Origin of the sequence: Shewanella xiamenensis, from assembly GCF_014647135.1 — a bacterium.
Taxonomy (GTDB): Bacteria; Pseudomonadota; Gammaproteobacteria; order Enterobacterales; family Shewanellaceae; genus Shewanella; species Shewanella xiamenensis.
Window position 1 is genome coordinate 38,991 of sequence record NZ_BMOP01000009.1, and the last position, 25,566, is coordinate 64,556.

Annotated in this window: 22 protein-coding genes; 11 read left to right on the top strand and 11 right to left on the bottom strand. The window is 47.5% G+C overall.

Features of this window, described 5'->3' with window-relative positions:
* The first annotated feature begins 21 nt into the window (after window positions 1-21).
* On the top strand, window positions 22-1,659 hold the full coding sequence (locus tag IEY09_RS10030; protein ID WP_188870926.1) for an HAL/PAL/TAL family ammonia-lyase: 1,638 nt from the start codon (window positions 22-24) through the stop codon (window positions 1,657-1,659).
* Window positions 1,660-1,700: 41 nt separating this feature from the next.
* Window positions 1,701-2,084, top strand: coding sequence for a cytochrome c3 family protein (locus IEY09_RS10035; RefSeq protein ID WP_188870928.1), 384 nt, complete (start codon window positions 1,701-1,703; stop codon window positions 2,082-2,084).
* Between the two features lie 217 nt (window positions 2,085-2,301).
* Here the strand turns inward: IEY09_RS10035 and IEY09_RS10040 are convergent, their stop codons facing one another.
* Window positions 2,302-3,591: an alpha/beta fold hydrolase gene (locus IEY09_RS10040; protein WP_140907264.1), complete on the bottom strand. Its 1,290-nt coding sequence runs from the start codon at window positions 3,589-3,591 to the stop codon at window positions 2,302-2,304.
* Window positions 3,592-3,770: 179 nt separating this feature from the next.
* On the opposite strand from IEY09_RS10040, the gene IEY09_RS10045 reads away from it, so the two are divergent.
* From IEY09_RS10045 to IEY09_RS10085, 9 genes are all read left to right on the top strand, one after another.
* Complete coding sequence (locus IEY09_RS10045) at window positions 3,771-4,415, top strand: MBL fold metallo-hydrolase (protein WP_037420082.1); 645 nt, start codon at window positions 3,771-3,773, stop codon at window positions 4,413-4,415.
* A 324-nt stretch (window positions 4,416-4,739) separates the two neighbouring features.
* Window positions 4,740-6,479, top strand: a complete 1,740-nt coding sequence (locus tag IEY09_RS10050; RefSeq protein ID WP_099458353.1) for a methyl-accepting chemotaxis protein — start codon at window positions 4,740-4,742, stop codon at window positions 6,477-6,479.
* 213 nt (window positions 6,480-6,692) lie between these two features.
* Window positions 6,693-7,706 carry an XdhC family protein gene (locus tag IEY09_RS10055; RefSeq protein ID WP_109277662.1) on the top strand — a complete coding sequence of 338 codons (1,014 nt, stop codon included), beginning with the start codon at window positions 6,693-6,695 and terminating at the stop codon, window positions 7,704-7,706.
* Window positions 7,706-8,428 (top strand): nucleotidyltransferase family protein, encoded by a 723-nt coding sequence (locus tag IEY09_RS10060; protein WP_037431091.1) that lies wholly within the window; start codon window positions 7,706-7,708, stop codon window positions 8,426-8,428. The genes IEY09_RS10055 and IEY09_RS10060 overlap by 1 nt, the downstream gene beginning before the upstream one ends.
* A 3-nt stretch (window positions 8,429-8,431) precedes the next feature.
* Window positions 8,432-8,929 (top strand): (2Fe-2S)-binding protein, encoded by a 498-nt coding sequence (locus IEY09_RS10065; protein ID WP_037431089.1) that lies wholly within the window; start codon window positions 8,432-8,434, stop codon window positions 8,927-8,929.
* Window position 8,930: 1 nt separating this feature from the next.
* Window positions 8,931-11,177: a xanthine dehydrogenase family protein molybdopterin-binding subunit gene (locus tag IEY09_RS10070; protein WP_188870930.1), complete on the top strand. Its 2,247-nt coding sequence runs from the start codon at window positions 8,931-8,933 to the stop codon at window positions 11,175-11,177.
* Window positions 11,178-11,546: 369 nt separating this feature from the next.
* The gene (locus IEY09_RS10075) at window positions 11,547-12,038 is read left to right on the top strand and encodes a DUF1097 domain-containing protein (protein WP_037420065.1); all 492 of its coding nucleotides are present in this window, start codon (window positions 11,547-11,549) and stop codon (window positions 12,036-12,038) included.
* Window positions 12,039-12,151: 113 nt separating this feature from the next.
* Window positions 12,152-13,606, top strand: a complete 1,455-nt coding sequence (locus tag IEY09_RS10080) for a methyl-accepting chemotaxis protein (RefSeq protein WP_188870932.1) — start codon at window positions 12,152-12,154, stop codon at window positions 13,604-13,606.
* A 473-nt stretch (window positions 13,607-14,079) separates the two neighbouring features.
* Window positions 14,080-14,517, top strand: a complete 438-nt coding sequence (locus IEY09_RS10085; RefSeq protein WP_037431528.1) for a hypothetical protein — start codon at window positions 14,080-14,082, stop codon at window positions 14,515-14,517.
* A gap of 164 nt (window positions 14,518-14,681) precedes the next feature.
* Here IEY09_RS10085 and xthA read toward each other — a convergent pair whose 3' ends face one another.
* The 10 genes from xthA to IEY09_RS10135 all read right to left on the bottom strand — a co-directional run bounded on the left by xthA (window position 14,682) and on the right by IEY09_RS10135 (window position 25,424).
* Window positions 14,682-15,494, bottom strand: a complete 813-nt coding sequence (gene xthA, locus IEY09_RS10090; RefSeq protein ID WP_055648768.1) for an exodeoxyribonuclease III — start codon at window positions 15,492-15,494, stop codon at window positions 14,682-14,684.
* The gene (locus tag IEY09_RS10095; RefSeq protein WP_011072939.1) at window positions 15,494-15,793 is read right to left on the bottom strand and encodes a YciI family protein; all 300 of its coding nucleotides are present in this window, start codon (window positions 15,791-15,793) and stop codon (window positions 15,494-15,496) included. The genes xthA and IEY09_RS10095 overlap by 1 nt, the downstream gene beginning before the upstream one ends.
* Window positions 15,793-16,338 carry a septation protein A gene (locus IEY09_RS10100; protein ID WP_037428627.1) on the bottom strand — a complete coding sequence of 182 codons (546 nt, stop codon included), beginning with the start codon at window positions 16,336-16,338 and terminating at the stop codon, window positions 15,793-15,795. Before IEY09_RS10100 ends, IEY09_RS10095 begins: the two co-directional genes overlap by 1 nt.
* Window positions 16,339-16,498: 160 nt before the next feature.
* Window positions 16,499-17,521: a siderophore-iron reductase FhuF gene (gene fhuF, locus IEY09_RS10105; protein ID WP_188870934.1), complete on the bottom strand. Its 1,023-nt coding sequence runs from the start codon at window positions 17,519-17,521 to the stop codon at window positions 16,499-16,501.
* A gap of 88 nt (window positions 17,522-17,609) precedes the next feature.
* Window positions 17,610-19,823 carry a TonB-dependent siderophore receptor gene (locus IEY09_RS10110; RefSeq protein ID WP_188870981.1) on the bottom strand — a complete coding sequence of 738 codons (2,214 nt, stop codon included), beginning with the start codon at window positions 19,821-19,823 and terminating at the stop codon, window positions 17,610-17,612.
* Window positions 19,824-19,907: 84 nt separating this feature from the next.
* Complete coding sequence (locus IEY09_RS10115; protein ID WP_188870936.1) at window positions 19,908-21,800, bottom strand: IucA/IucC family protein; 1,893 nt, start codon at window positions 21,798-21,800, stop codon at window positions 19,908-19,910.
* A gap of 4 nt (window positions 21,801-21,804) precedes the next feature.
* Window positions 21,805-22,446: a GNAT family N-acetyltransferase gene (locus IEY09_RS10120; protein WP_188870937.1), complete on the bottom strand. Its 642-nt coding sequence runs from the start codon at window positions 22,444-22,446 to the stop codon at window positions 21,805-21,807.
* Entirely contained in the window at window positions 22,446-23,942 is a 1,497-nt protein-coding gene (locus IEY09_RS10125) for a lysine N(6)-hydroxylase/L-ornithine N(5)-oxygenase family protein (protein ID WP_188870938.1), read from the bottom strand. Before IEY09_RS10125 ends, IEY09_RS10120 begins: the two co-directional genes overlap by 1 nt.
* A 578-nt stretch (window positions 23,943-24,520) precedes the next feature.
* Window positions 24,521-24,805: a DUF2798 domain-containing protein gene (locus tag IEY09_RS10130; RefSeq protein ID WP_037428620.1), complete on the bottom strand. Its 285-nt coding sequence runs from the start codon at window positions 24,803-24,805 to the stop codon at window positions 24,521-24,523.
* Window positions 24,806-24,998: 193 nt separating this feature from the next.
* Window positions 24,999-25,424 (bottom strand): hypothetical protein, encoded by a 426-nt coding sequence (locus IEY09_RS10135; RefSeq protein ID WP_037420023.1) that lies wholly within the window; start codon window positions 25,422-25,424, stop codon window positions 24,999-25,001.
* Window positions 25,425-25,566: the final 142 nt, after the last annotated feature.

Consider the following 25,566-nt stretch of genomic DNA (forward strand, 5'->3'; position numbering starts at 1 on the left):
AACAAAATGTTGGAGATGATTATGAATAAATCAGTGTTGATGGCTTCACTCACCTTGAGCTTACTCTCAGGCAGTGCGTTAGCGATGGAGCAAGTCGTGCTTGATGGTAAACATTTAACCCAAGACCAAGCTTGGGCAATTGCCGATGGCGCTAAAGTAAAAATTGCTCCACAAGCGAAAACCCAATTAGTGAAAGCACACGAGCTATTGATGGAAGCCGCACGTCTAGGTAAACCCGTTTATGGTCTAACCGTAGGTGTTGGACTTAATAAAGACCACAAACTGTTCGATGCTAATGGCAAATTGAGTGATGCAGTACTCGATGCCTCAAGAAGTTTTAACTTTAGTACTTTTCGTGCTCATAGTGCAGGCGTGGGTGACGCTGCGCCCATCCGCTTAACACGTTTGGCATTAGCTGTGCGGTTAAATACTATGCTAGCCGGACAAACCGGTGTGCAGCCTGTGGTGGCAGAGCTTTATGAAGCCTATCTTAACAAGGGGTTGACACCTGTGATCCCAGCCAAGGGCACGGTAGGTGAGGCGGACATTCTACTCTCATCCCATGTCGGTTTAGCCATGGTTGGCGAATGGGAAGTATTCTATAAAGGTCAGCGTGTTAGCAGTAAAGAGGCGATGGCTGATGCGGGCATTACGCCATTAGTCCCAATGGGTAAAGATGCGCTGTCGATTTTATCTAACAACGCCTTTGCTGTGGCGTATGCAATGCAAGGTTACCGCGAGGCGAAGCAACTATTGGCCGTGTCGCCCACCGTCTTTGGCTTAAGCCTTGAGGGATTAAACGGCAACGTGGCGCCATTCTTGCCACAAACCAATGATATTCGCCCATTCCCTTATATTAAAACCGCCGCTAGTGACATTTTAAAACAACTCGATGGCAGCTATTTATGGAAGCTGAATGATGAGCGTCCTTTACAAGATCCGCTGAGCTTTAGAACGACAGCTTATACTTTTGCTGGCGCCGAACAGGCCTTAGCTTCATTGGATGAAGTACTCAATATCCAAATCAATCATTCAGATGATAACCCCGCAGTAATTGTGGGTGCCTCAAACCAGTATGCACAGTTCCCACAAGTGGCTAAGTATTTGGTTGAAGGGCAGGGTGGTGTATTCCCAACCACTAACTTTGAGCCGCTGCCTGTGGCTCTCGCGGTGCAAAACCTGAGTGTGGCCTTGACCCATGTGTCCCATAACAGTGTGATGCGTACGATTCATTTGTCCGATGAACACTTTACTAAGCTGACGCGCTTCCTAAGTGCGCCTGAAAACCAAGGCCATGCCTTTGGTGCGATTCAAAAAGCCTTTGTGGATATGCAAGTGCGTAACAAGCAGTTAGCGACGCCAGTCTCCTTCGATGGGATTTCTATCGCTGGTGGTATTGAAGATACCTTCACTAACCTTAAGTTAGCGTCGGATAACCTGATCCAAATCGTGGATAACACGCGAGTTATCTATGGTTTAGAGCTGCTACATTCAACTCAAGCGATTGATTTACGCAAACAAGCGAACCCTGAGCTGCAACTTGGTAAAGCGACGCAAGCCATGTACAAGGCTTACCGCGAGAAAGTGCCTTTTGTTGCGAAAGATCGCCCATTCACGCCGGACATCCAAGCGTCGACTGACTTTATTACACACTATTAATCTGCGATGCGGGGCACCATGCCCCGCCTAGGAAGACTCTGATGTTAAAACCCGTATTTATTCTATTACTCGGTGCCATGCTGGCAGCACCTATGGCTGCTAATGCAATGAATATCAAGGATTACCATAAAGAGGTAATGACTGGAGCCGATGGTAAAGTCGATTGTGCGGCATGCCACGGTGATGCAAAACGCAAAACCGTTCCCGATGTTGCGACTTGCAGTCGTTGTCATGGTTCACCCGAGGACGTGGCTAAGTTGACTGCGCGCCCTGCGGATGCGGGTCATTCGGTTGAGCCGAATCCCCATAACAGTCTGCACTATGGTACTGATCTGCCTTGTACTTACTGCCATCAGGAACACAAAGAAAGTAAAGTCTATTGCAATCAATGCCATGAGTTTACTTATCCTCAAATGAAACGTTAATTTCATCCTCGTTAAACACCCGCTCCCCTGTATTTTGACGATTATTGTCATGCACTCAACTTTGTTGAGTGCATTTTTCAGCAAAAAAAAGAGTAATCCAACTCGGATTACTCTCACGGAAAATAGGTCGTTGAACGTTGTAGCCAAAATCACTCATTTGGATGAGGAGCCTGCACACAATGACAGCTTTTACTTAATTAACCCTTAAATTTAACATTTATCTTAAGAGTTCACCGCGGTTGAGACTGATGAGCTTATCTAAGATCCGCTCGCCATCCATTCGAATACCATTGTGTTCATATTCTGAGGTTAACCAATACTTTAGGTGCGCTACCTGTTTGGCGGTTTCTAGGCTGAAATCCATCTCTACATACATATCTTCGCTATAAATCGCGGCCGCAACTGGGACGCGGTTTTGGCTGAGCTGCTCAAGATTGTATAGCGCTGGCCAGTCCGTTTTATGGGCAAGAATATTGGCTGCGGCTTTAAGTGGCGCTAAATGGCTAAATTGTTCAAACATCCAAGGGTAAATCATCTCGCCAGTAAACAGGAAAGGCTTACCCACTTGATAGTTAAAGGCCGGATACTGCTCCCGTACCCTATGGGCAGACCACTGTGACGCACTGTGTTGGCAGTAGATGGCCTCGTGTAACAGGGCAAAAATTGGGTTGGTGTTATAGTCGAGTAATTGGCAGAAATGATTTAAAAACAGCGGGTTGACATAATCACCTTGGGGCGAGTGCACTAGGGCCTGTTCAAGTAAATAGTAGACTGACTCAGGGCCTTGCTCCATGCCTAAATTAATGCCAAGCAGTTGCAGCATTTCAACCGTGAGGCGTTCACCCGTGGCTAACTGCACTGGATGTTCGAGTAAATGTTTGGCGAGGCGAGTCACCAGATGCTGCGCATCGTGGAAGCGCTGGAAGAAGTCCTTATTCTTGGCGAGTACGCGCTGATAGGTGGCTTGATAAACCTCATCACTGCTGCGCGTGAGGGAAGGAATACCACCTGTGATATAGGCTTCACTTACGCCCTGAGGCGCAGCACTTAAGTAGTGCAGCACGCAGAAACCACCAAAGCTTTGACCGAGGATAGCCCATTTATCGGCGGGGCAGAGCTGGGTGCGAATGGATTCGGCGTCACGGACGATATTGTCTGCTCTAAAATGGCTTAAATATTCGGCCTGTTGCTCAGGGGGTAAGTGACTGAGGCTCTGATAATTGATGGGGCTAGAAAGGCCTGTGCCCCGTTGATCGAGCAATAAGACTCTAAATTCTTTGAGTGCTCGACGGATCCAGCCGCTATTGCTGGCGGGCCGCATAGCGGCAAAGCCAGGACCTCCTTGGAAAAAGACGATATAGGGTAATTTTTTATCTTTATTTTCAATGGCGCAAAGTTCTCTCGCAAACACAGTAATCTGCTCACCAATGGGTTGTTGGTAGTTGAGTGGCAAAGTAAATGTGTGTTTCTTGGCGAAAACACCAGCGAGCATCATATCGGGTTTCATCAATTGACCTTAAGGGCTAGGCTTGTTATTTATGGCAGATTGTATACAAAAGCCCTGTTGTCGCAAGTTAGGATTATTTGATTAGCCTTTGGTTGAGATCAATTTTTATTATAAAAAATTGAGCCATGATAACCCTCTTAGCGTAATCTATCGGCTATGGATAACACGAGATTGAAGCTATGAAGTACCAAATTATTCCTGTGACACCTTTCCAGCAGAATTGCAGCTTGATCTGGTGTGAAAAAACTAAGCATGCAGCGGTTGTCGATCCGGGAGGGAACGTTGACCGTATTTTAGGTGAAGTCACTAAATTAGGGCTGACCCTTGAAAAAGTGTTACTCACTCATGGTCATATTGATCATGTTGGCGGTGCTAAGTTATTAGCACAACAAACGAATGTACCCATCGTTGGTCCACATGAGGCGGATAAGTTTTGGATTGAAAATCTGCCTAAACAGAGTCAAAACTTTGGTTTTCCCCACTGTGATGCCTTTGAACCCGATCGATACCTGTGTGATGGCGATACCGTCACCGTGGGCGAGCAAAGTTTGACTGTGCTGCATTGCCCTGGCCACACACCAGGACATGTGGCGTTTTATTCGGCCTCATCCAAGCTTGCATGGGTCGGAGATATTCTCTTTAGAAGCTCGATTGGCCGTACTGATTTTCCTCAGTCAAATCATCAAAGCTTGATCCATTCAATCACCTCTAAACTCTGGCCTTTAGGCGCTGACGTGGAATTTATTCCTGGCCACGGACCTATGTCTACCTTTGGCGAAGAGCGTGAACATAATCCCTTTGTGGCTGATCAGTTACTGCTCTAAGTTGCATAACACTGCGTCGATTGACTTAATATCAGCCAAAATGCGAGTTTTAATCAGGTACAATTCATATTTACTGTGCCTGATTAAACTTGCAAACCTCATCTCTGCTTGACACACGTCTTAGGTCTTTTTAGTTAGATTTATCCGCAACTATCTATTTTTAAGCATTATATTTTGACCTAAACCAAGTATCGGTTATTTACGCAACTGAGAATCGCTCGTAACTCTGTGTATTATTTCATCAAAATTCTGTTTTTTTACGTTTTAGCTACATTTTACTGACTAGACTTAAAGCTAACGTTGTAGGTGTCTATCGGGGTAACTATGAATACAAAAACGATGATGAGTGTTGTTTTTTCCACAATCGTCGCTAGTGCAGTGATTACGGCGGCGCTGAGTTTTAATGTCAAATCTAAGATTGAACTCTTTAATGATGCTGCGAATATTCGCTATCAATCCTACCAAATTGCTGATGAACTTCGGCAAAGTTCTGATGATTTGACCAGACTCGCCCGTACCTATGCGGTGACTGGGGATGAAAAGTACGAAAAAATGTATATGGATATTCTGGCCATTCGTAACGGTGAAAAACCTAGGCCGGAAAAATATCACCAGATTTATTGGGATTTGGTGCTCAGTTATGGCGATAAACCTAAGCCAGATGGCGCCAGAGTGGCCATCAAAAGCCAAATGAAGGCCTTGGGGTTTTCCGATGAGGAATTCCATTATCTAGAGCAGGCACAGCAAAATTCTGATGCTTTAGTCGCCCTTGAGGTCAAGGCGATGAACGCGGTGAAAGGAATTTTTATCGATCCTAATACCCAAACCTACAGCATTAAAGGTGAGCCGAATCTCGCGATGGCGAGGGAATTACTACATAGCGATCAATATCATAGTGAAAAAGCCAAGATCATGCAGCCGATCGATCAGTTTTTTACCGCCTTGGATAAACGCACTGAAGGTGAGGTGAGTAATCGATTGGATTCTTTAAATATGGCACTCAATGGTTCGCAGTTTGTACTCTTTTTGGTGATTTTAGTTGCCGTTGGCGGCTTTATTATTGTTAAAAGTAGGATTGTGACTCCACTCGTACAAACCTGTCGCGAATTACTTGATATTCAAAGGTCTAAAAATCTTGCCCGCAGGATCTCAGTTTCGACTCAGGGTGAAATTGGGGAAATTGTTAGCCAAATTAATTTATTCATTTCATCTCTAGCCAGTTCATTAGCGACGACGGACAGTATTGCGAAGGAGGTGGCAGATCTCGCTAAACAAACCAAAGCTTCGATTCAAGTTTCCCGTCAAAGCTCAAACCGAGTCGCCAAAGAGCTCGATGCCAGTGCGAGCGCGATGGAAGAAATGACGACCACCTTAGTGCATGTTAGTGAGAGCACCTCGAACGCCGAAATTCGGGCAGCGGAAAATGAGACCCATGTGGGCGTTGGTCAGGATACGGTTTCAGAGGCATTGAATGCGATGGCGGTGCTCGAAAGTGAATTTACGACCACCCAAGATTCGATGCAGCATTTGGTGAATGAGAGCACTCAAGTCAGTAATGTATTAAGTGTGATTAAAGCGATTGCTGAGCAAACTAACTTATTGGCACTCAATGCCGCCATTGAGGCGGCGAGGGCGGGTGAGCAAGGGCGTGGTTTTGCGGTGGTAGCCGATGAAGTGCGTTCACTCGCACAGCGCACTCAAGATTCTACCAAGGAAATTGATGATATTGTTGCCAGTTTACAAAATCGCACCAATCAGGTGGGCAGCTCAGTCACCCAAGCGGCTAACTTAATGAAAAAAGCCTCAGGTGAATTGCAACGTATCGTGACGGTTTTTGATGATATTCGCCATAGCACTGCGGCGATTCATGGGATTAATACCCAAGTAGCGGCATCAACCGAAGAGCAATCCCTGGTGTCTAAGGATATTGCCACCAGTCTTATGGTGATCCGTGATAATTCCCGCGAAGTGTCACAAATTATTGAGCAAATCGAATTCACCTCTATTAGCTTAGATAATCAATCCCAAGCACTACGAACTAAGGCTGGAGAGTATCAGTTTTAACCCTTAGTTCAAGGCTATCTCACACTTGTTGACAGGGATGTCAGCTTTATCCTTTAGCTATTTTGTGTTTCCCCGCTTTTGCCCTTTTAAATTCAATTTTCCTTTGTTAGCTTGTTCTACATAAAGATAATTTTTTAATCAGTTACGCTGATTTCAATCGTGGATGCATTAAATGTGTCCCTAAGTTAGCGAAATAGAGAGGAATCAATGTCGATGGATCACCAAATGGAAGACTTATTAGAACATTGGTTGCCCCTCGCGGATGATGCATGGGTTCTGGCGGTGATTACCCATATCCAAGGCTCGTCCTACCGTAAACCCGGCGCCATGATGTTATTCCACGAGTTTGGCCAAGGCGCAGGGATATTAAGTGGTGGCTGTTTAGAGGCCGATCTTCGCCGTCATGCGCAGCAAGCCATGCAATCGCAACAGATTACTTGTATCACCTATGATGCGACCGATGAATCCGATGCCAGCTACCGCCTAGGTTGTGGTGGTAAAGTCGATATCATGTTGATCCCTCTGCTTAAAGAAAATCATGATCTTGGCCTAGTGGACATAGTACAAGCGTTTCGCAAGGGGCTGTCGGGCTACTATCAATTGCCCTTAGTGCCTGCGGGCAGCGATGCTCGCAGTTACGCTGCACAGTTTTATCCGGCGCAAAGTGTCCCTTTTCCTACGGCGGATTTTCCTAAGGCGGGCATACTCAGTCAGCCTGAAGGGGAGGCGCTTATCATCCCACTCAGACCACGATTTCATTTAGGGATTTTTGGTGGAGGAATAGATGCTAAACCCGTGGCAGCGATTGCCCACAGTTTAGGTTGGCAGGTGAGCGTGTTTGATACGCGCACCGCCTACGCGAGAAGTGCCGACTTTCCCCATGCCCATATCGTCAAGCAAAGCCTTAATGATGCCGAAGCGCTTGTCGCGCAATTAGATTGCGCCGTGGTCATGCACCATCACCTGAATTTGGATGCGGCGGCGCTCAAAGCTATTCAACCTTTTGATCTTAAATATGTTGCTCTCTTGGGGCCCGCTCATCGGCGGGATAAAGTGCTGGCGATGGCCGAACTCAATACTGAGTCGTTTAGTGGCTTTTTCTCGGCACCTGCGGGGCTTGCTCTTGGTGGCGAGTTACCGAGCGCCATTGCCTTGAGTATCTTGGCCCAATGCCATGGGGTGCTTCATGGCGCGGCATTTTCCTCGCTCGATGGAATGATGCCTTAATGCGCATCAGGCAAAGATTGCTCATTGCTGTGCTCGCGGCAGGCGAGAGTCGGCGCTTTCAGGGGGCGAAGCTGGCACAACGTTTATCAACAGCGGCGAGTGAGGGGCAAAGGCATAGTATCTTACAACGCCATATCGACCGTTTGGCTCGCTTCACCTCGGCTCCATTAGTAATGGGAGCATCTAATCAAGTCACTGCAGAACTGTTGGTAGTGCTTGGTGCCCATCAAACATTATTGCGTCCGCAACTTGACGCTCTCGGAGCGCTAAAACTGACGTTGCTTGATAATCCTAATTGGCAAACAGGTTTGGCGTCGTCTCTGCGAGTTGCGGCGGACTTTGCAAAAGCGCAGCAGTTTGATGGCATGTTACTCACCTTAGCGGATCAAGTCGCGCTGACATTTGAAGACTATCGGCAGGTGATTGAGACTTGGCAGACGAGTCAACAATCTGTGGCCGCTCTTTATACGAACGAAGCTGAGATGTTGAATGGACAAGGGACGTTGGATGAACAAGGGACGTTGGATGAATTAGGCGCCCCTGCTATTTTTAATGCCTCAATATTCGATTTATTAACGGATTTGACTGGCGATCGCGGCGCCAAATCCATCTTAAAACAACTGGCAAATGTGGGTGAGTTAGTGGCTGTTCCTTTGCCCCATGCCGCGATTGATATTGATACTAAAGCCGATCTTGCGTCGTGGTTGGCACTTAAGGAGTGAGTTATGGCAATACCATCCTCGGAGGCGGCACAGGACCAGAGCCTTGCGATGCCTTCCCTAAACCTGACCATTAATGGCAGATCCTTTACCTTAAATGCGGATCCCAATATGCCTATCCTCTGGGCGTTACGGGATATTTTAGGCTTAACGGGCACTAAATATGGCTGCGGCGCCGGACTCTGTGGCGCTTGTACCGTGCATGTAGATGGTCAGCCTGTGCGCGCCTGTTTAACCAGCTTATCCCAGGTGCAGGGTAAACAACTGACTACGATCGAAGGGCTGAGTAATCAAAAGCTTAAAAATGCTTGGGCCGAACACAATGTGCCTCAGTGTGGTTATTGTCAGGCGGGGCAATTAATGTCAGCAGCGGCTTTAGTCACTCAGCATCCAAAACCATCGGCGGAACAAATCGATGCTGCGATGTCGGGTAATTTGTGTCGCTGCGGTACCTATCCTCGGATAAAAGCGGCGCTGCAAAGCTATGCCAAACAGGAGGGCTAAGATGAGTACATTCACCGCAGTTGAAAATATCAGTCGCCGCGATGTGTTAAAACTCTTCGGCGCCGTCGGGGGCGGCCTCGCCCTTGGTGCCAGTGGCCTCAGTTGGAGTCCAATGGCATTGGCGCAGGACCAACAGGCGCGGCTCAATCTGTTTATCGCCATCGGTGAGGACGACAAGGTCTATTTGACCTGCCACCGCTCCGAAATGGGTCAGGGGATCCGCACGGGGATTTTGCAAATTTTGTCCGAAGAGCTAGAGGCTGATTGGGATAAAATTGTGCCTATTCAAGGGCTCGCCGATAAACGCTACGCCAGCCAAAATACCGATGGTAGTCGCAGTATCCGCGAAAACTATGATCGCATGCGTGAGATGGGCGCGATGGCTCGAACCATGCTTGAGCAAGCCGCAGCAGCCCGCTGGAAAGTCCCTGTGAGTGAAGTGCAGGCTAAAGATCATCAAGTGCTGCATGCCAAATCTGGCCGTTCTGCCAGCTTTGGCGAATTAGCCCTCGATGCGGCGGCGTTACCACTGCCTGCGGCTGATTCGCTGCGATTAAAGGCGGTTAAGGATTTCAAGCAAATAGGGGCTTCGCGTCAGATAGTCGATATGCAGGCCATGCTCACGGGAAAGGCTATCTATGGTTATGATATCCAAGTGGATAACATGCTTTATGCCAGCATTATGCGCCCACCCGTATTGGGGAGCGATGTGGCAAGTCTTGACGATAGTGCAGCGCGCAACGTAGCGGGTGTGGTCGATGTGTACCGTTTGCCAACGCCCAAGGGCGCGCCCGCTTTTCAAGCCTTAGGCGGCGTAGCTGTGGTGGCGACAAATACTTGGAGCGCGCTGCAGGGACGTAAAGCCTTGCAAGTGAGCTGGACTGAGTCTGCCAACAGTAGCCACGATTCTAAAACCTATCTGCAAGAGCTGGTGGACAAGGTACAAGCCCCTGGCAAGGTGGTACGTCAAGTTGGTGATGAGGTCAAAGCCTGGCCAAAGGACGATACTCTTAAGGCGATTTATACCGTGCCTTACCTTATCCATTCCTCCATCGAGCCGCCTGTGGCCACCGCCAATGTGACCGAGAAGGGCTGTGAAATTTGGGCATCGACACAAACACCGCAGAGTACCCAGCAAAATGTGGCTGCGGCCTTAGGTATCGCCGAAGAGGCGGTCAAAGTGAATGTCACGCTTCTGGGCGGCGGCTTTGGGCGCAAGTCCAAACCAGATTTCAGTGTGGAGGCGGCGCTACTCTCTAAGCAATTTAAACGGCCGGTGAAGGTGAGTTGGAGCCGTGAGGATGAGATCCAAAACGGTTATTACCATGCCATCAGTGCCCAGTGTTATCAGGCCTTGTTCGATGCCAACAACAAACCGACGGCGCTATTAGCGCGTACGGGCTTCCCGTCGATCAGCTCCACCTTTGCCGAGGGCGTCGAGTATCCATCCGGCGGTGAGTTGGACTTAGGTTTTGTCGATGTGCCCTTTGCTCTGGCAAATTTACGCTATGAGGCTGTAAAGGCCAGCGCCCATAGCCGTATTGGTTGGATGCGCTCGGTATGTAACATCCAACACGGGTTTGGCGTGGGCAGTTTTGTCGATGAAATGGCCCATAAAGCCAAGTTATCTTGCCCCGATATGTGGCGTAGCTTGCTGGGGCAAGCAAGGCGAGAGACCTTTGAGAACCAAGGCTTTAAATATGGTAACTATGGTGAAGACTTAAATCGTCATCCCGTCGATGTTGGCCGTTATCTCAAGGTAATTGAGGCGGTTGAACAAGCTCAGGCTAAGGCGCCTAAAGCGGGTAAACATCAAGGTTGGGGCTTTGCCGTGCATCGCAGTTTTGTGAGTGTGGTGGCGGTGGCGATACGAGTTGAGGTCGGTGAGGATAAGCAGCTTAAAGTGCTGAATGCCATTGCCGCGATTGATGCTGGTACTGTGGTTAACCCCGATAGGGTGAAAGCACAGACCGAAGGCGCGATAGTATTTGGTTTAAGCTTGGCGCTAATGGGTGAGATCAGTTACCAGCAGGGTAAGGTGATGCAGTCTAACTTCCATGATTATCCCTTGCTACGTCTACCCCAAGTGCCCGAGATGGAGATCATCATTATCGACTCGGATGCACCACCTGCGGGTGTGGGTGAGCCCGGCGTACCGCCGGTGGCGCCTAGTCTGACCAATGCGATATTTGCCGCAACAGGCCTTAGGATCCGAGACCTGCCGGTTAATAAACAGTTAAAGGTGTGATGTTGTAAACGACACCTGAGTGAGCAAAAAAGCGCCTAATAAGCGCTTTTTTCGTTTTTTTACCACAAATAAATTGCTTGTTAGCAAATTTACGGGCATTAATGCCGAAAATTAGCAATAGATCAGGTTTTTGTTACCAGAATAGAGGTAATTTAACCAATATGTTTACTCAAGTGACCTAAGGTATGCGGACTCGCGTACACATTCATTTGAATCGGTTACTAGTCGGCCTGTGAGTCAGTTTTCGATTGCAGATCCCTACTAAAAATTGATCGACACGGAAGTGAAGGGCGCTATAACACCATAATACAGCTGCACCTTGAGCGCATTTGAGTAGTTAACTTCCGTGAAAACAATAAAGGGGTCATCATGGAAAATCGTTGGCAGGTCGCTATTTCTGCGGGGCTATTAGCCGCAATATGGTGTGGTATCGCAGATACTTTTCATCTTGTTACTTGGATTGGCTTTTTAGGTTGTAGCACGTTTTTTGCTCAGCCGAAGGCCGGTTTTCAAGGCGTGATGATGGCGTGGTGCACCAATCTCTCCGGTGTGTTTTGGGCTTGGCTCATTATCAGCGGTAGCAGTTTTTTCGTATCGCCTGTGGCGGGTTATCTGTTTACGGGTATCGCTACCTCGGCAATGTGCCTACAGGCCAGTTATCAAAAACTCAGTTTTATTCCCGGTGCCTTTATCGGCTGTTGTATTACCTTTGCTATGGCTGGGGATGTGGCCAATATTGTGCCGCCTTTAGTGTTAGGCGCCCTGTTAGGTTTTTGCATGAGCTTATTGACGGCGCAGTTAATCACTCTTCGCCAAAAATGGTCAGCATCAACAGGTTCTGAAATCGCCAGTGCCGATTAATCTTCCATCACTTTTGTGTTCGCATGATAGCCATGCGGTAACTGAGTGATCGAATAGATGAGCTATAATGCTGATTTAGTACCCGATAGCTTTAGGTCTTAGGAAATATCAAGATGAAACAAATCCAGTTTCGCACCATTGATGCCATATTGATCAAGTTCAGTCTTAACGGCAAATTTTGGATTGTCTGTTCTATGGTGGCGTTAATCACGGCTACCATCGCACTTATCAATTACCAACATGCTCACCGCAACCTAGAAGCAGCCTCTTTGGCTCGAGTTCAGGCGACGGTTGATGCCTTTGCCCAAGTCGCAAATGCGCAACAGTTACAGGGCGATGCATTATCACAATTTGCCCGAGACAATGGTTTAAGTGTTGTCTCTCGCCAAACTGAGGCGCAGCGCCAAAGGGATAATGTTACCGCCAGCGCCACGGTGGCATCTGGCAGCGCGCTCGCACTGTCGCAAAATGTGTCCGAATGGGAAAGTGATGGCCGCAGCGATGCTAATTTGATGTTTTGGTTTGCATTAATCGGTTTATTGCCCTTATTCCAATTAAGCTATTGGATTTCAACTTCCCTCGGCGGTGGTCTGTGGGATATGTACATGGCCATCAAACGCTTAGCCGATGGCGACTTAAGTTTCAGATTAAACTTTTTCGGTACTGATGACTTCAGCTTAATCGCCCGCGAAATTGACCGCTGTGCCGATAACATGAGCGAAATGGTGAGCGCTATCCGCAATAATGCCCAAACACTTTCCCTCGCTGCCGATGAGTTTAATCAGCAAGCAAAAATCAGCGGTGAGTTAATTGGTGCCCAGCATCAATTTTTAGATTCAGTGGCTGTGGCCATGGCGCAAATGACTTCGGCGATTGAAGAAGTGTCGGTTAATGCCAGTAACACTTCACTACAGACTAAAGATAACGCCAGCCAAATGAGTGCCAACCAAGGGCGTATTAGCCATACGGTGGACAGTATTGGTTTGCTCTCAACCAAAATTGGTGCAGCCTTTTCATCGGTAGAACAATTATCTAAGGATGCGGCGGCTATTGATGCGGTAGTGACAACCATCAATAGTATTTCTGGGCAGACTAACTTGCTGGCGCTGAATGCGGCCATTGAAGCGGCGCGCGCAGGTGAGCAAGGTCGCGGTTTTGCGGTGGTTGCCGATGAAGTGCGTACCTTAGCGGGACGTACTCAACAAGCGACAGTTGAGATCCAAGCGATGATCGAAGGATTGCAATCGGGCACTCGTCAGCTCTCCAATATCACCACCGAGATTGTGGACCGCGCCGATGAAGGCCGCAGTGCCATTGTTGAAGTGGGTAACGATGTTGAAGGGATGGCGCAATCGGTAAATGCCGTCTTTGATATGAGTAGCCAAATTGCTGCATCGGCGGAAGAACAAAGCGTTGCCGCTCGCGATATTGCTGGCCAGCTTAATGAGATCCGTCATCAATCCGATACCATTAAACAAACAGCACAGCGCAGTGTCACCCTAGCACATGATTTGCAACATGCCTCGGTTGAACTCGAAGGGATCCTTAAACAGTACCGCACTAGCTAAGTGGTTGCTTTTATGTGGATTAGCTCTATGAGTCCTCATTAGCTTTGAAGCTGAATCTCGCTCCCTTGGCGAAGCGTAATAGTCAAATAAACATGGCGGTTACATCTGATGTACCGCCATTTTTATATTCTTAAAATTAGACAATATTGTTCATTTAGTTTAACTGTAAATTGACTGTACATTTGGCCAAAAAACTTATACCCACAGTCGTTTTGCTATTCAAAGGTAATAGGGTGAGTAACGTTGTCGAGATAGAAAGCTAAAGGCTCACGTGCGACCTTGAGGCTATGTCAGTCTCAATTTTTTTCTAAAGCATTAGCTCGATTTTTCCTCAGATAAGGTCCTGCGACTTTTGATGACGCTCATCCAAGCTACTTTGGCCTGTGCAGGTTGTAGAAGAACAGAAAGTGCATTATGTTGTTGAGCTAATACGGATGGCAGGATTTATTTTCTTATTGCGAAATGGAGTTTAGATGCAGTCTGAAACAATCTATAGAATATCAATTATCATTCTTTGCTTTGCTAGTTTCTTCTTGAACTATATGACTGGTGGTTGGGAGTATCATAGTGACATCGTCAATGCGATGGAATGGCACGGTTTTAATTCACAAATTCCGCATTGGCTTAAATTGTCCATAATTGGTCCTTTGCAGGTTGCGGCTTTAATTATGCTAAGTTTTAACCTGATAGCGAGGAATATATTTGCAATTCTAAGTTTAATCAGCTTGTCAATTTCATTGTTTGAAGGTGTTGCGGCGTACAGCGCTTTTGAAATTTTTATTGTACAAATCTTCTATTTTTCTAATGGTGTAATTTTAACGCTTTCTTTTACAACGTTAAGTGACAAATTTCGCTCTCCCTTCATTGATAAGGCCTCACAATCGTCACTATCACCAGAAAATAAAACATAGAAATCCAAGAGGCCGTTCAAATTTCTGTGTCAGGTTAATCTCAGTATGTCGATGATCAAATGTAATCACTCAATCATTAATCGGAGATTATATTTTAATGACAAACAAAAACATCGGCTTAGGCCGATGTTTTTTATATCGATTAAAGTAGACACTCAAGCGAGTTAGGCTTCTTTAAAGGAGCTCCAAATTGGCGCGTGATCTGAGGGTTTATCGATGCCGCGCAGATCGTAATCGACGTCGGATTCGATTAAACGCGCGGCCAGTGACGGCGTAGCTAAGATCACATCGATGCGTAGGCCGCGGTTATCATCGAAGCCTTTGCTGCGGTAATCGAACCATGAATAACGCTCGCTGCGGTCGGGGTGCAGTTGACGGAAGGTATCCACCAGTCCCCAATCTTGCAGGGTTTTGAGCCATTCACGCTCTTCGGGTTGGAAGCTACATTTTCCGGTTTTTAGCCAACGCTTGCGGTTGACTTCACCGATGCCGATATCCAAATCGATGGGCGAAATATTGATATCCCCGATAATGGCGATATCTTCATCGTTGCTATGATTAGCGTGCAAATGCGCCATTAAGTCCTGATAAAACTTACGCTTAGCAGGGTACTTAGTCGGATGGTCAATGCTTTCGCCCTGAGGGAAATAACCATTCAGCACAGTTAGCGGACGGCCATTTGCCTGAGCAAAGGTGCCGATAATCATGCGGCGCTGGGCATCTTCTTCATCGGTTGCAAAGCCCTTTTGCACCTTAAGTGGGGCGACTTTGGAGAGCATGGCAACGCCATAGTGTGCCTTGCCACCGTGGTAATGCACGTGATAACCCATGGCCTCAACTTCGGCGAGCGGGAAGGCTTCATCGTGCACTTTGGTTTCTTGCAGACCGATAATATCGGGCTGATGGCTGTCGATTAACGCTTGCAATTGATGCAGGCGAGAACGCAATCCATTGATATTGAAAGAAACGATTTTCATTAAGGCAGAACTCGTTTGAAGGGTTTAACCACAACGCTTTGATATACGCCCGCCGCGAAGTAAGGATCTGCATCTGCCCAGGCTTGAGCTGTGGCTAACGAATCGAAATCTGCAACCACTAATGAGCCGCTAAACCCTGCATCACCTGGATTTTCGCTATCGATAGCCGGGTGTGGACCGGCAACGAGCAGGCGACCTTCATCGGCCAGTTCCTGTAAGCGTGCTAAATGTGCAGGGCGTGCTGCTAAACGTTTTTCTAAGCTGTTCTCAACATCTTGAGCTGAAATCATATACCACATTATTTGAGTTCCTTGCGTTGATCTTCGGGAAGATGTTTATAAAGGTAAAAGACGGTGATTACGGTATTAATCAGGGTTAAGGCGGTGAGGCCAAACACTTTAAAATTCACCCAAGTTTCTAATGGCAGACTAAAGGCAACATAGATATTGACTAGGCCACAGATGGCAAAAAAGCTTACCCAGTACCAAGTTACATGTGCCCAAATCTTATCGGCCACCTTCATCTCTTTACCCAACATGGACTTTAAAATCGACTTGTCGAGTAGTTGGCTCACGCCAAGGGCTAGGGCAAATAACGCATAAATAATAGTGACTTTCCACTTGATAAAGGCATCATCATGGAACACTAAGGTGAGGGTGCCAAACACTGTCACCATAGCGAAGGTAATCAGGTGCATCTTCTCCAATTTTTTATACAGCGCATAGGTCACGACTAATTGCAGTGCGGTGGCTGCGATTAAGGCGCCACTGGCGATATAAATATCGAAAAATTTATAGACGGCAAAAAAGATAACGAGTGGCAAAAAATCAAGCAGTTGTTTCATAAATAATCGTGTTAAGAAGACGTGGGCTTGAGTGTAGCACGGGGGGCTAGAGGGAAAAAGCCGTGAAAGGTGACCGATTGCTAACTGTTGCATGAAAGCGGCGGCAACGGCTGTTGTAATCCATATAGTCCATCAAGTCTGCGAGCTGCGACCGATAAGGCTAAGCGTGAGCAGCACATTTTGCTTGGGCGCGCGTAGCTAACGGGCAATCGCCGCAGCGATGACTATTCGTGAGTTGATACCTTAAGCAGCACACGCGGCGAATATTGCCCACGTCAGCAACTGGGGCGGGTAGCAGATTAATGCTGTTATAGAGTGGATTAACCTCGCCATCGTCAAAGGATGTTGTGTTAAATAGCAGCGCCTTGAGGTGCTCAAATTCAATTTCTGGCAATGCCATTTCGCCTAAATACCAGTGAATAAGGTAGCCTAAATGGCTCCAATACAGCTTTGCGGGTGTTGGGCTTAGACTGGTTAATCGCTCAATGCTTGGGATTAGATGGTTTTGAATCCACTTAATAAGTTGTCGCTCGCGGTGGGGCGTTAAGACCGTGGTTTTAACTATGGCGGTTTTCACCTTAGGAGTGGGTGTTAATTGAAACTCAAAACCTGCGACTCTGCCCGAATTGTTGGGCCGAAGATAAAAATGCTCAGGCGCTATATCAATCAGCTCAATTTGCTCAATCGTGCTCGCGAGCGAGTGCGGCGCGTTAATAATCCATTCCAACATGGGGGGCACTAACAGACCGAAATACCACTGTCCCCAGAGCGAGTGCAGGGCTTTGGAATTATGGCTATGGCTGAGCAAAATCTGCTCGGGTATATTTTCTAACGGGATGGAAGCTGTGGTTTTTGCCAAAGGTGGATAGGCTTTGGCAAAATCTAGTAATAGCGATTGATACACGGCTGGCTGACTCCAAGTATCAATACTGAGTCCTTGGGGCTTGGTGGTTGCTACAAAATGCTGGGCATAAAATGGGGCGCGCAGCGCCAGTCGTTGATTAAACGCTTTGGCGACTTGAGTTAAATCCGCAGGGCTTAGCGCTGTTAAGTCGGTTGTTTGCGCGCCGCCTACAGTGCCAACACTCTGTGAGGGTTTGTGATGACACTGCTTGGTATGTTCAGGTTGAGTTCCTCTGGAAAGCTTGGCTAAGGTCGGTATAGTTTTCCTTTGGCGCGCCATAATCACTCCTTTGGCTTGAATTGATTAAACTGCGGCGAGTCTAGTCACCGCAGCTTTCATTGATGAACAGCTGGTTATCGACAGTCTGTTAGAAGCGATAATCCAAATTCACGCTCACGCTGCGCGGGGTGCCGTATTGGAATTGGCTATATTGCCCCACTTGGCTGTAGTAGGTTTTATCCAAGGCGTTGTGCAGATTGGCGCTTAGCTTTAGCTGCTCGGTAAAGGCATAACTTGCCATTAAGCTTGCTAATGCGTAGGAGTCTTGCTCAACCTCGACTCTGCCTAAGGGCGAGTTCACGGTTTGATAGACTCGGCTTTGCCAATTGACCCCAGCGCCAAGCTGCAACTTGTTCCAATCGCCGCTAAAGGTGTAAGTGGTAAAGAGTTTTAGCTGTTGGCGAGGGGAAGTGGTGTTGATGCGATTGCCCTTAGGATCATCGGTACTGAACTGGGTGTAACCGAAGTAGATATTCCAGTCATCGGTGATTTTGCCCGTGGATTCAAACTCAAAGCCTTTGGTCTTAGTACCGTTAACCTCTCGATACACAGGGATAGTGGTGCCTGGCAACACATCGCCGGTGCGTTCGCCAACATTGTCTTGGCGAATTTCAAATACCGACAACGACATATCTAAGCTTTCATCCATCAAGCTTGCCTTAATGCCCGCCTCGTAGTTTTTGCCTTTGACGGGATCGATGTAACTGGCATCGATGCGCTGCAAGGTTTGTGGCGCAAAAATATCGGTATAACTGACGTAAAGGGAGTATTGCTCGGTCAGCGCGTAGGTCAGGCCAAGATAGGTGGTAAGTTCATTGTCGACCTTAAAATCATACAAACTGCCAAAGTTATTTTGGTCGGTTTGCCACTGATTAAGGCGCAGCCCCGCAAGTAATGCCAAGGCATCGGTCAGATTGAGCTGCGTGGCCACATAGGCGGCGCTTTGCTCGGTTTCACCGAAGGAGCCCGTGGTGTGAGTGTCTTTCCACTGCGGTTTTGGATACTGGAAGTTGGGATCGCGAAAATCTCCCAAGGGTGGTACGGCGGCCGTTGGATAATAGTACGGGTTGGCAAACTCTTGGCGCTGACCCGTCCAGCCAAAAGTGAGCTGATGTTCTTGGCCAAACAGGGCAAACATTCCCTGCGCCCGTAGGTCTAGGTTATGTTGGGTTCGGCTACCGTCAATATAGGCGATGGAACCTGCGGTTGCACCAAGATTGGTCACAGGATCTGGATAACCCGTAGCCCACAGCACATTATATTCCAGTAAGTTATCGCCATAACTGTAGGTGCCTTTTAGCTCCCAACCGTTATCAAAACGATGTTCAAGGCTGGCGAAGGTATTAAGCCCTTGGGTATGCGCCGAGGCCCAATCGGGGGCCGTGGAGGTGGCGCGATCGTAATTTGTTCGGCTGCCATCACTGTGGAACAGCGGCAGACCGCCGGACATAGTGCCTTCGGGCGTGGTGTCTTGATAATCCACGCCTAAGGTCAGCAGTGTGCTGTCGGTAATATCGGTTTCAACAATGCCATAGAGGGTGGTGCGTTGCTGCTGGTATCTGTCTTGGAAGGATTCTTTATCCTGATAGGCTGCGACAACACGGCCACGAATACTGCCACTGTCATTTAAGCCGCTGGACAAATCGACCATGCCACGCAGATTGTTCCATGAGCCGACACTCACTGAGGTGCTGCCCATAAATTCTTGCGTTGGGCGTTTACGAATAAGGTTAATCGCGGCCGAGGGGTTACCCGCACCTGTCATCAACCCTGTGGCGCCACGGACAATCTCCACCCGCTCGTAGATGGCGGTATCGATAAGGTTATCGCCGTAGTTAAAACGAGTGTCATAGGTGGTGGGCACGCCATCGTAAAGAATGCTAGTGACCGCAATCCCCCGCGAACTGATGCTGTATCTGTCGTTGTCCATTGGCCGGGCATTGATACCAGCCACGCTGGTCATGGCTTCAATCACACTGTTTAACTGCTGATCTTGCATCATTTGGCGAGTGACCGAGGTGACGGATTGCGGCGTATCTAAATAAGACAAATCTAGGCCTGTTGCCGTGTTCATCGCTGGGGTTTTGTAGCGCTTATCGTGGAGATCCTTAGCACCAACGACATTAATGATTTCAATGTCTTTGGTGGATTTTTTCTGGATATCGCTAGTATCTGCATAAGCATAGGGCATGCTGAGTATGGCTGAGCAGAGGATAAGCTCTGGGCGTGTGATGGCGAGTTGGCAGTGAGCAGCGAGTCGGTTGAGGGCGAAGGTTTTCATAATAATGATCTTAAATTCCATTTTGGCGGTTTGATTGACTAGGTTGTTTTTGGGCACAGATGAATGCCCAGGGTGGGCGCAGGCCCACTCAAGGTTAAAAATGCTTTAGGGTTTTAGCTTCTTATTTGCTGAGCCAAAGGCATGGCTTTGCCTGAAGGCGGCTAGCGGATTATCAAGTCCACCCGCAAAGCGCAGATTTTTTTCCCTGTCGGCAAGGTCAATCATCTGCTGGTTGTTATTGAGCTGAATGCGATTCAAGCAAGTGCGGACGAAGCTGTCTTTAAAGAGATCGTATTGTGCAAATTTGTCCGCCAAGTGCGGATGCTGGGCTTGATAGTCGCGTACATTGTCTGCCACCAACTCCCAAAATAGCGCTTCGCTCACTGCGGTTTGCTTATCCAGAATTGGCGCTAAGTAACGGAAAATACAGTCAAAAATATCGAGTAAGATATAGTTGAGCTTCATATCTTCTTCAAGCTCGACCGCAAGGCGTTGCACCTCTTTAGGTAGTGGCTCGCTACCGTTGAGTACTGCGACTTCTTCGCCGATATCCTTCATCAATATTTTGACTGGGATACCGGCATCGAGCACTAAAATCAGGTTCTCGCCATGGGGCATAAACACCAGATCATAGGCAAAGAAGGCGTGCAGTAGCGGCGATAAGTAGAGCTTGAGATAGCGCTTGACCCACTCCTTGGCGCTTAAGCCTGAGTGCTCAATTAGCGTAGTAATCAGTGCCTGTTCTTGATGATCTATGTGTAATAGCGCTGCCATGGTCATCAGGGTTTGCTGCGGCTCAATATGCGGTAGTGGGCTCTCACGCCATAGCGCCGACAGCATTTTCTTATAGGCGCTATCTTGGGTGAGTGCCTCTTCGTAATACCTGTGGTGATAACCAATCGCGGCGATTTCTTTGAGGATCACAAAACCTTGCTCGGCAAAATAGCTGTCGCTTTCGATAAGGTTGGCTACCCAAGCGTTGATCTGCGGGGTGCAGCTCATATACAGCGGCGAAAGCCCGCGCATAAAGCCCATGTTTAAGATAGAAAGCGCGGTTTTGACGTAGCATTTTTGCGGCGCACTTAAGTTAAAGAAGGTGCGGATCGATTGCTGAACTTGGTAGCAATCTTGGCTTTGGCCAAGGTAAATAATGTCGCCGCGGGCGATTTCGCCGGCAAAGGTGCGGGCAATCTTTTCGCGCCATTGCCACGGATGAACGGGCATAAAATAAAAGCTATTGGCCGCTTGCCCCAGTGCGCTTAAGTGTTGTTGAAACTCGGTGAACTGTTCACCAAGCTCCTGTTTTAGCAAGGTATCATGGTCTAATCCTTCGAGGGAGGAGAAGGTGGTTTTGTCCTTACGCACCGCAATCCACACTAGCTGAAGCGCGCTGGCACTCTCGGGGGCAAATTGGTAATAGTCCTGCATATCAAAACCAATGCGGCCATTGTTGGCAATAAACACCGGATGCCCCTCGGTCATGCCCGCCTCAATAGTTTGATAATCGGCCTTAGCGAGTGTAGCGGCGGGGATGGCTTGATGGGCCAACTTGTAGGCCTTGCTGTAGAGGGTGCTGGTGATTTCTTCAAGATAAGTGGGCAACAGGGTTTCACTGATGCCAAGCACATTTTTTAAGCTGATTATCAGCCTCATGGCATCGAGGGGTCTTTCAGTGCCCGCACTGGTGACTCGGATAGAATCTGTCGCGATATCAAGGTGGTCGAGCTGATAATGGCGCGCGCTAAAGTAATACGTGCAGTCATTTAACCTGAGCTCATAGTGATTTACCTTTGCGCCTTGGGCGTAAATCTGTGGGGTGATGAGCTTCTCATGGGTAAACTCACAGAGGATTTTTTTCACTAAATGGCGATTGGCTGCCTGCCAATGTTGGGGCGTTAAATGGACGGGCACATGGGCGTAAGAGGGTAAGGCCTCGATATTCGGCAACTCGGTTTGGGCGCATCGTTTGAGTAATAAGGCGTTAGTGGCTAAGTTCATCGGTTCACCTACAAAGTGATAAGGTTAAAAGTGACTGGGTAACAGGACGATTTTTACTCGGCAATTGGGGGGCGGCTTGAGTTGCCGTCTGGCGGCTTTGGGCACTGCAAAAACCTAAAAACGCAGCTTTGGTACTGAGTTGGATGGCTTTTTGGTAGCGGATCCCAATCTGGCAATTTAAGCGGTGGATTTTGTGGTTTTGCTGATCCGGCTCGACCACGAGTCGCGTAAAAGCAAGGGTTTCAAGAACAAGTTGGGCGATAGCCTCCATCACTTTGCGGGATAAGCCATGAATCGGTTTGCCTTCAATCGGCGCAAGGATTAAATGCATACCGCAATCGAGCCGCTCCACGACATAATGCTCACCCACTTCATCCTGGGCTGGATCGTACAACTCCACCATAAACAGCGGTTTGGCTTGCCATTCACCTATCAGCGCAAGCTTGTGCTCGCTCGGCGCCAACGCCTGAGCAAGTGCATCGAGACTCATCCCCTGCATCCCCCAAAAGCGGGCATAGTCTTGGTTAAACCAGCTCTGCAACATAGCGAGGTGTTGGGGGAGATTGAGCGGTTTAAACACAAACTCATCAATCACAATGGGTTTTGAGAGTGAGGCCACACAGTGGCGACTCCATTGGCTGGTCATTACTGCGCCTCCTTATTCGGTGCCATTAAGGCCGAGGCACTGCCACCAGAAGGGCTTATCCGTAGCACGGTTTGTGGCTTAATACTGGGTTGTTGCGTGGGCTTGGCTGACGGATTTAACTCCTGACAAGATTTAGAAGACGTAACCGCTGAGTGAGTGTTGCTTTCGACGGGTTGTCTTTTTGCGTCGGTGATGTTGTTGGGGTCAAAGGTTTGGAAGGCGATCCGCGTTTCAATCGGATAGGGGGCGTAACCTAAAACCGCTTGCAGAATGATGGCATTGCGATAGCAGCCCATGCCCAAATCGGGTGAACTAATGCCATGGGTATGAAGGCCCGCATTTTGGATAAAAATATCGCCTCTGACATCGATGCCATAATCACGCTGGATGGCGAGTTGGCCACGATCATCAAATTCGATTTGTGATTTAATTCCTTGAATAAAATCAGGTAAACGATATTGATAGCCAGTGCCTAAGACGACGGCACCTGTCAGTTGCTCGAAGGCATATTCTTGCTCGAGGTGGTTGAACTTGAGTGTCAGCTTGTCACCCGAGGTATCGATTGCTGTCAGTGCCACGTTAGTCAACAGTTGGCAAGGGATATCGCTGACTAAACGCTTTTGGTAAAGCAGGTCATAAATATCGTTGATTAGCTCGGCATTGATCCCCTTGTAGAGGGACTTTTGCTCTGCGATTAAGCGATGGCGTTTTTCCGGCGACAGTTCGTGGAAATAATCTACATAATCTGGCGAGGTCATCTCTAGGGTGAGTTTGGTGTATTCCAGCGGATAAAAGCGTGGCGAGCGGGTCATCCAATTTAATTGATAACCATATATTTCAATATCTTGTAGAAGATCGTAAAAGATTTCCGCAGCACTTTGGCCACTGCCAATCACTGTGATAGCACTTTGGCTTTGCAAGTAGGCTTTTTGCCGGATATAGCTGGCGCTGTGCATGACACGCGGGTCTTGAATTGGGCAATTATCGGGTAGATAGGGAGTCGTGCCAGTACCTAATACCAGTTTGCGGCAGAGATAAGTGTGGGGTTTACCACTGCGTCTATCTACTCCCGTAACATGGTAGATGCCTTCACCGGCGTTGTAATCTAATTGTGTGACCTTAAAACTGAATCTCAGATTGGATAGTTGTGTACTAACCCATTGGCAATATTGGTTATATTCATGCCTTGGGAGAAAGAAGTTTTCACGGATATAAAAGGAATAGAGTCGGCCTGTTTGTTTGGCAAAGTTAAGATAACTAAAACGACTTGTCGGATCGGCCATAGTGACCAAATCGGACATAAAAGGTGTTTGTAATCGAGAGGAGTTGATCAGCATACCCGGGTGCCAATCAAACTCGGTTTTAGTATCTAAAAATAAACAGCTGAAGTTATTAAGAGGTTCACATAGAGCCGCCAGTCCTAGATTAAATGGGCCTATGCCAATGCCGAGTAGATCGTAAATCGTACGATCAGTTTCCTTTTTTGGGGTAGTCACTTACGCCTCCTTGAATTCCTATTAAAACGGTTGCAGCCACCATCGACTGATGGATGAGTAGATGAGTGGACCTCTCTACTGTTGCTTTATGAATCATTCTTTTGTGCTGCCGAACAGGAGCTTTACCGCTTGTTTTGCTATTACTCGCTCAGTGCAACGAGGAATAAATTAGCATTATAAAAATTACAAATGCAAATCATTCTCATTTGCCGCTTGTCGGATGAGTCGTACTTTTGACTGTCAAATAAAAGGCTGAAATACGGTTTGTCAGTGAGTTGATCAATGGGGAAGAAGGAAGGTTTAAGAGGTGTCTAAATATATCAACAAAAATAATATTTATTTAAAAACAGTTGATTAAGTTGTTTTTTTGGTTGGAGAGATTTTGCTCTAATTGCTTTTAGTGGCTTTTGAGGAGGCAACGAAAGTGTGAATAACTGCTGAGTGTAAATCGACTGTAAATCCGAATTAGTTCGTCAATTAACACTGCTAGTCAGCCATAAAAGAGTGGATAAGCAAACGTAAAAGCCATCTTAAAAATGGCTTTTTGTGGAGTCAAAAGCAGGGGGAGAAGCAAAGGCCTAAGGTAATTGCACAAAAGCGGCGGTAAGTTTACGCACTAGGGGCAATACCATCAGCAGAGTCGGGAATGCCACCACCCAAGAGATAAACCATGCGCTCAACCAGAGCTCAACAAATTGTGCTGATGCGCCGACACCATTAAAAGTACTGATCCCAGAAACGATACAACTCATTAAAATAGAAAGAAAAAATGGCATCACAACTGTGGCGTATTTTGCGGGTAACTTTGGTGTACCAAAAATAGTGCGGCTTTTATTTGTTGGTACAGAGTGTAAGCTGGACATGGAAACCTCAACAGGGTGTGACTTAGGCGAAAGAGCTTGCTGATTAGTGCTTAAGATTTACATGTATTTATGTAAACCCAAAGCGCAATCCGTTCGCCATTTTAGGAGCAAAACACGGCAAAAGCTATGGTGATACAGACCGATACTGGTCGTTTTGCGTTGGGTGAATAATCAGAACTAATCGTTTTATCGCCTAGGCTTGCCAATTGGTTGCCCATAATTCCCCAGTAACGTTGACCCAATGACCGCGAGAAATTGGTGAGGTACCGAGTTCATTATCAAAGGGTAGGGTGAAACTTGATTGCAGTAAATACACAGTATCATCAGGCGTTTGGGTGATTTCAACAATTTGTCCCGAGGCCTCAAAGTGACAATTATGTTTGGGGAATTGCAGACTTTGGCGATGTTCAATAATGTCGGTTTGCAAATTTGCCTTGGCTAAACGGCCAAACAGTTCAACCGTCACCCATTGATTGACGGGGAAACGTTGCTTAGCTTGTTGATCATTGCCTTGATAGTAAAACCACACTGGAGCGCCATTATCCCATTGGGCAGCGACTTCACCTTGAAAACCACAGCCCCATGGTGTGACGTCGAGAATATAGATCCGATACTGCATATAAAGTCCATTTACCATAACAAAAGCGTCGATATTATTTGCGCTATATTAACATTTATCTCGTAAACGCATGAGACACAGATCCTAATATAAGCCTTGGGTTTGACAGTTTTAAGATGCTGTTGATTTTGTGCTAGTTATG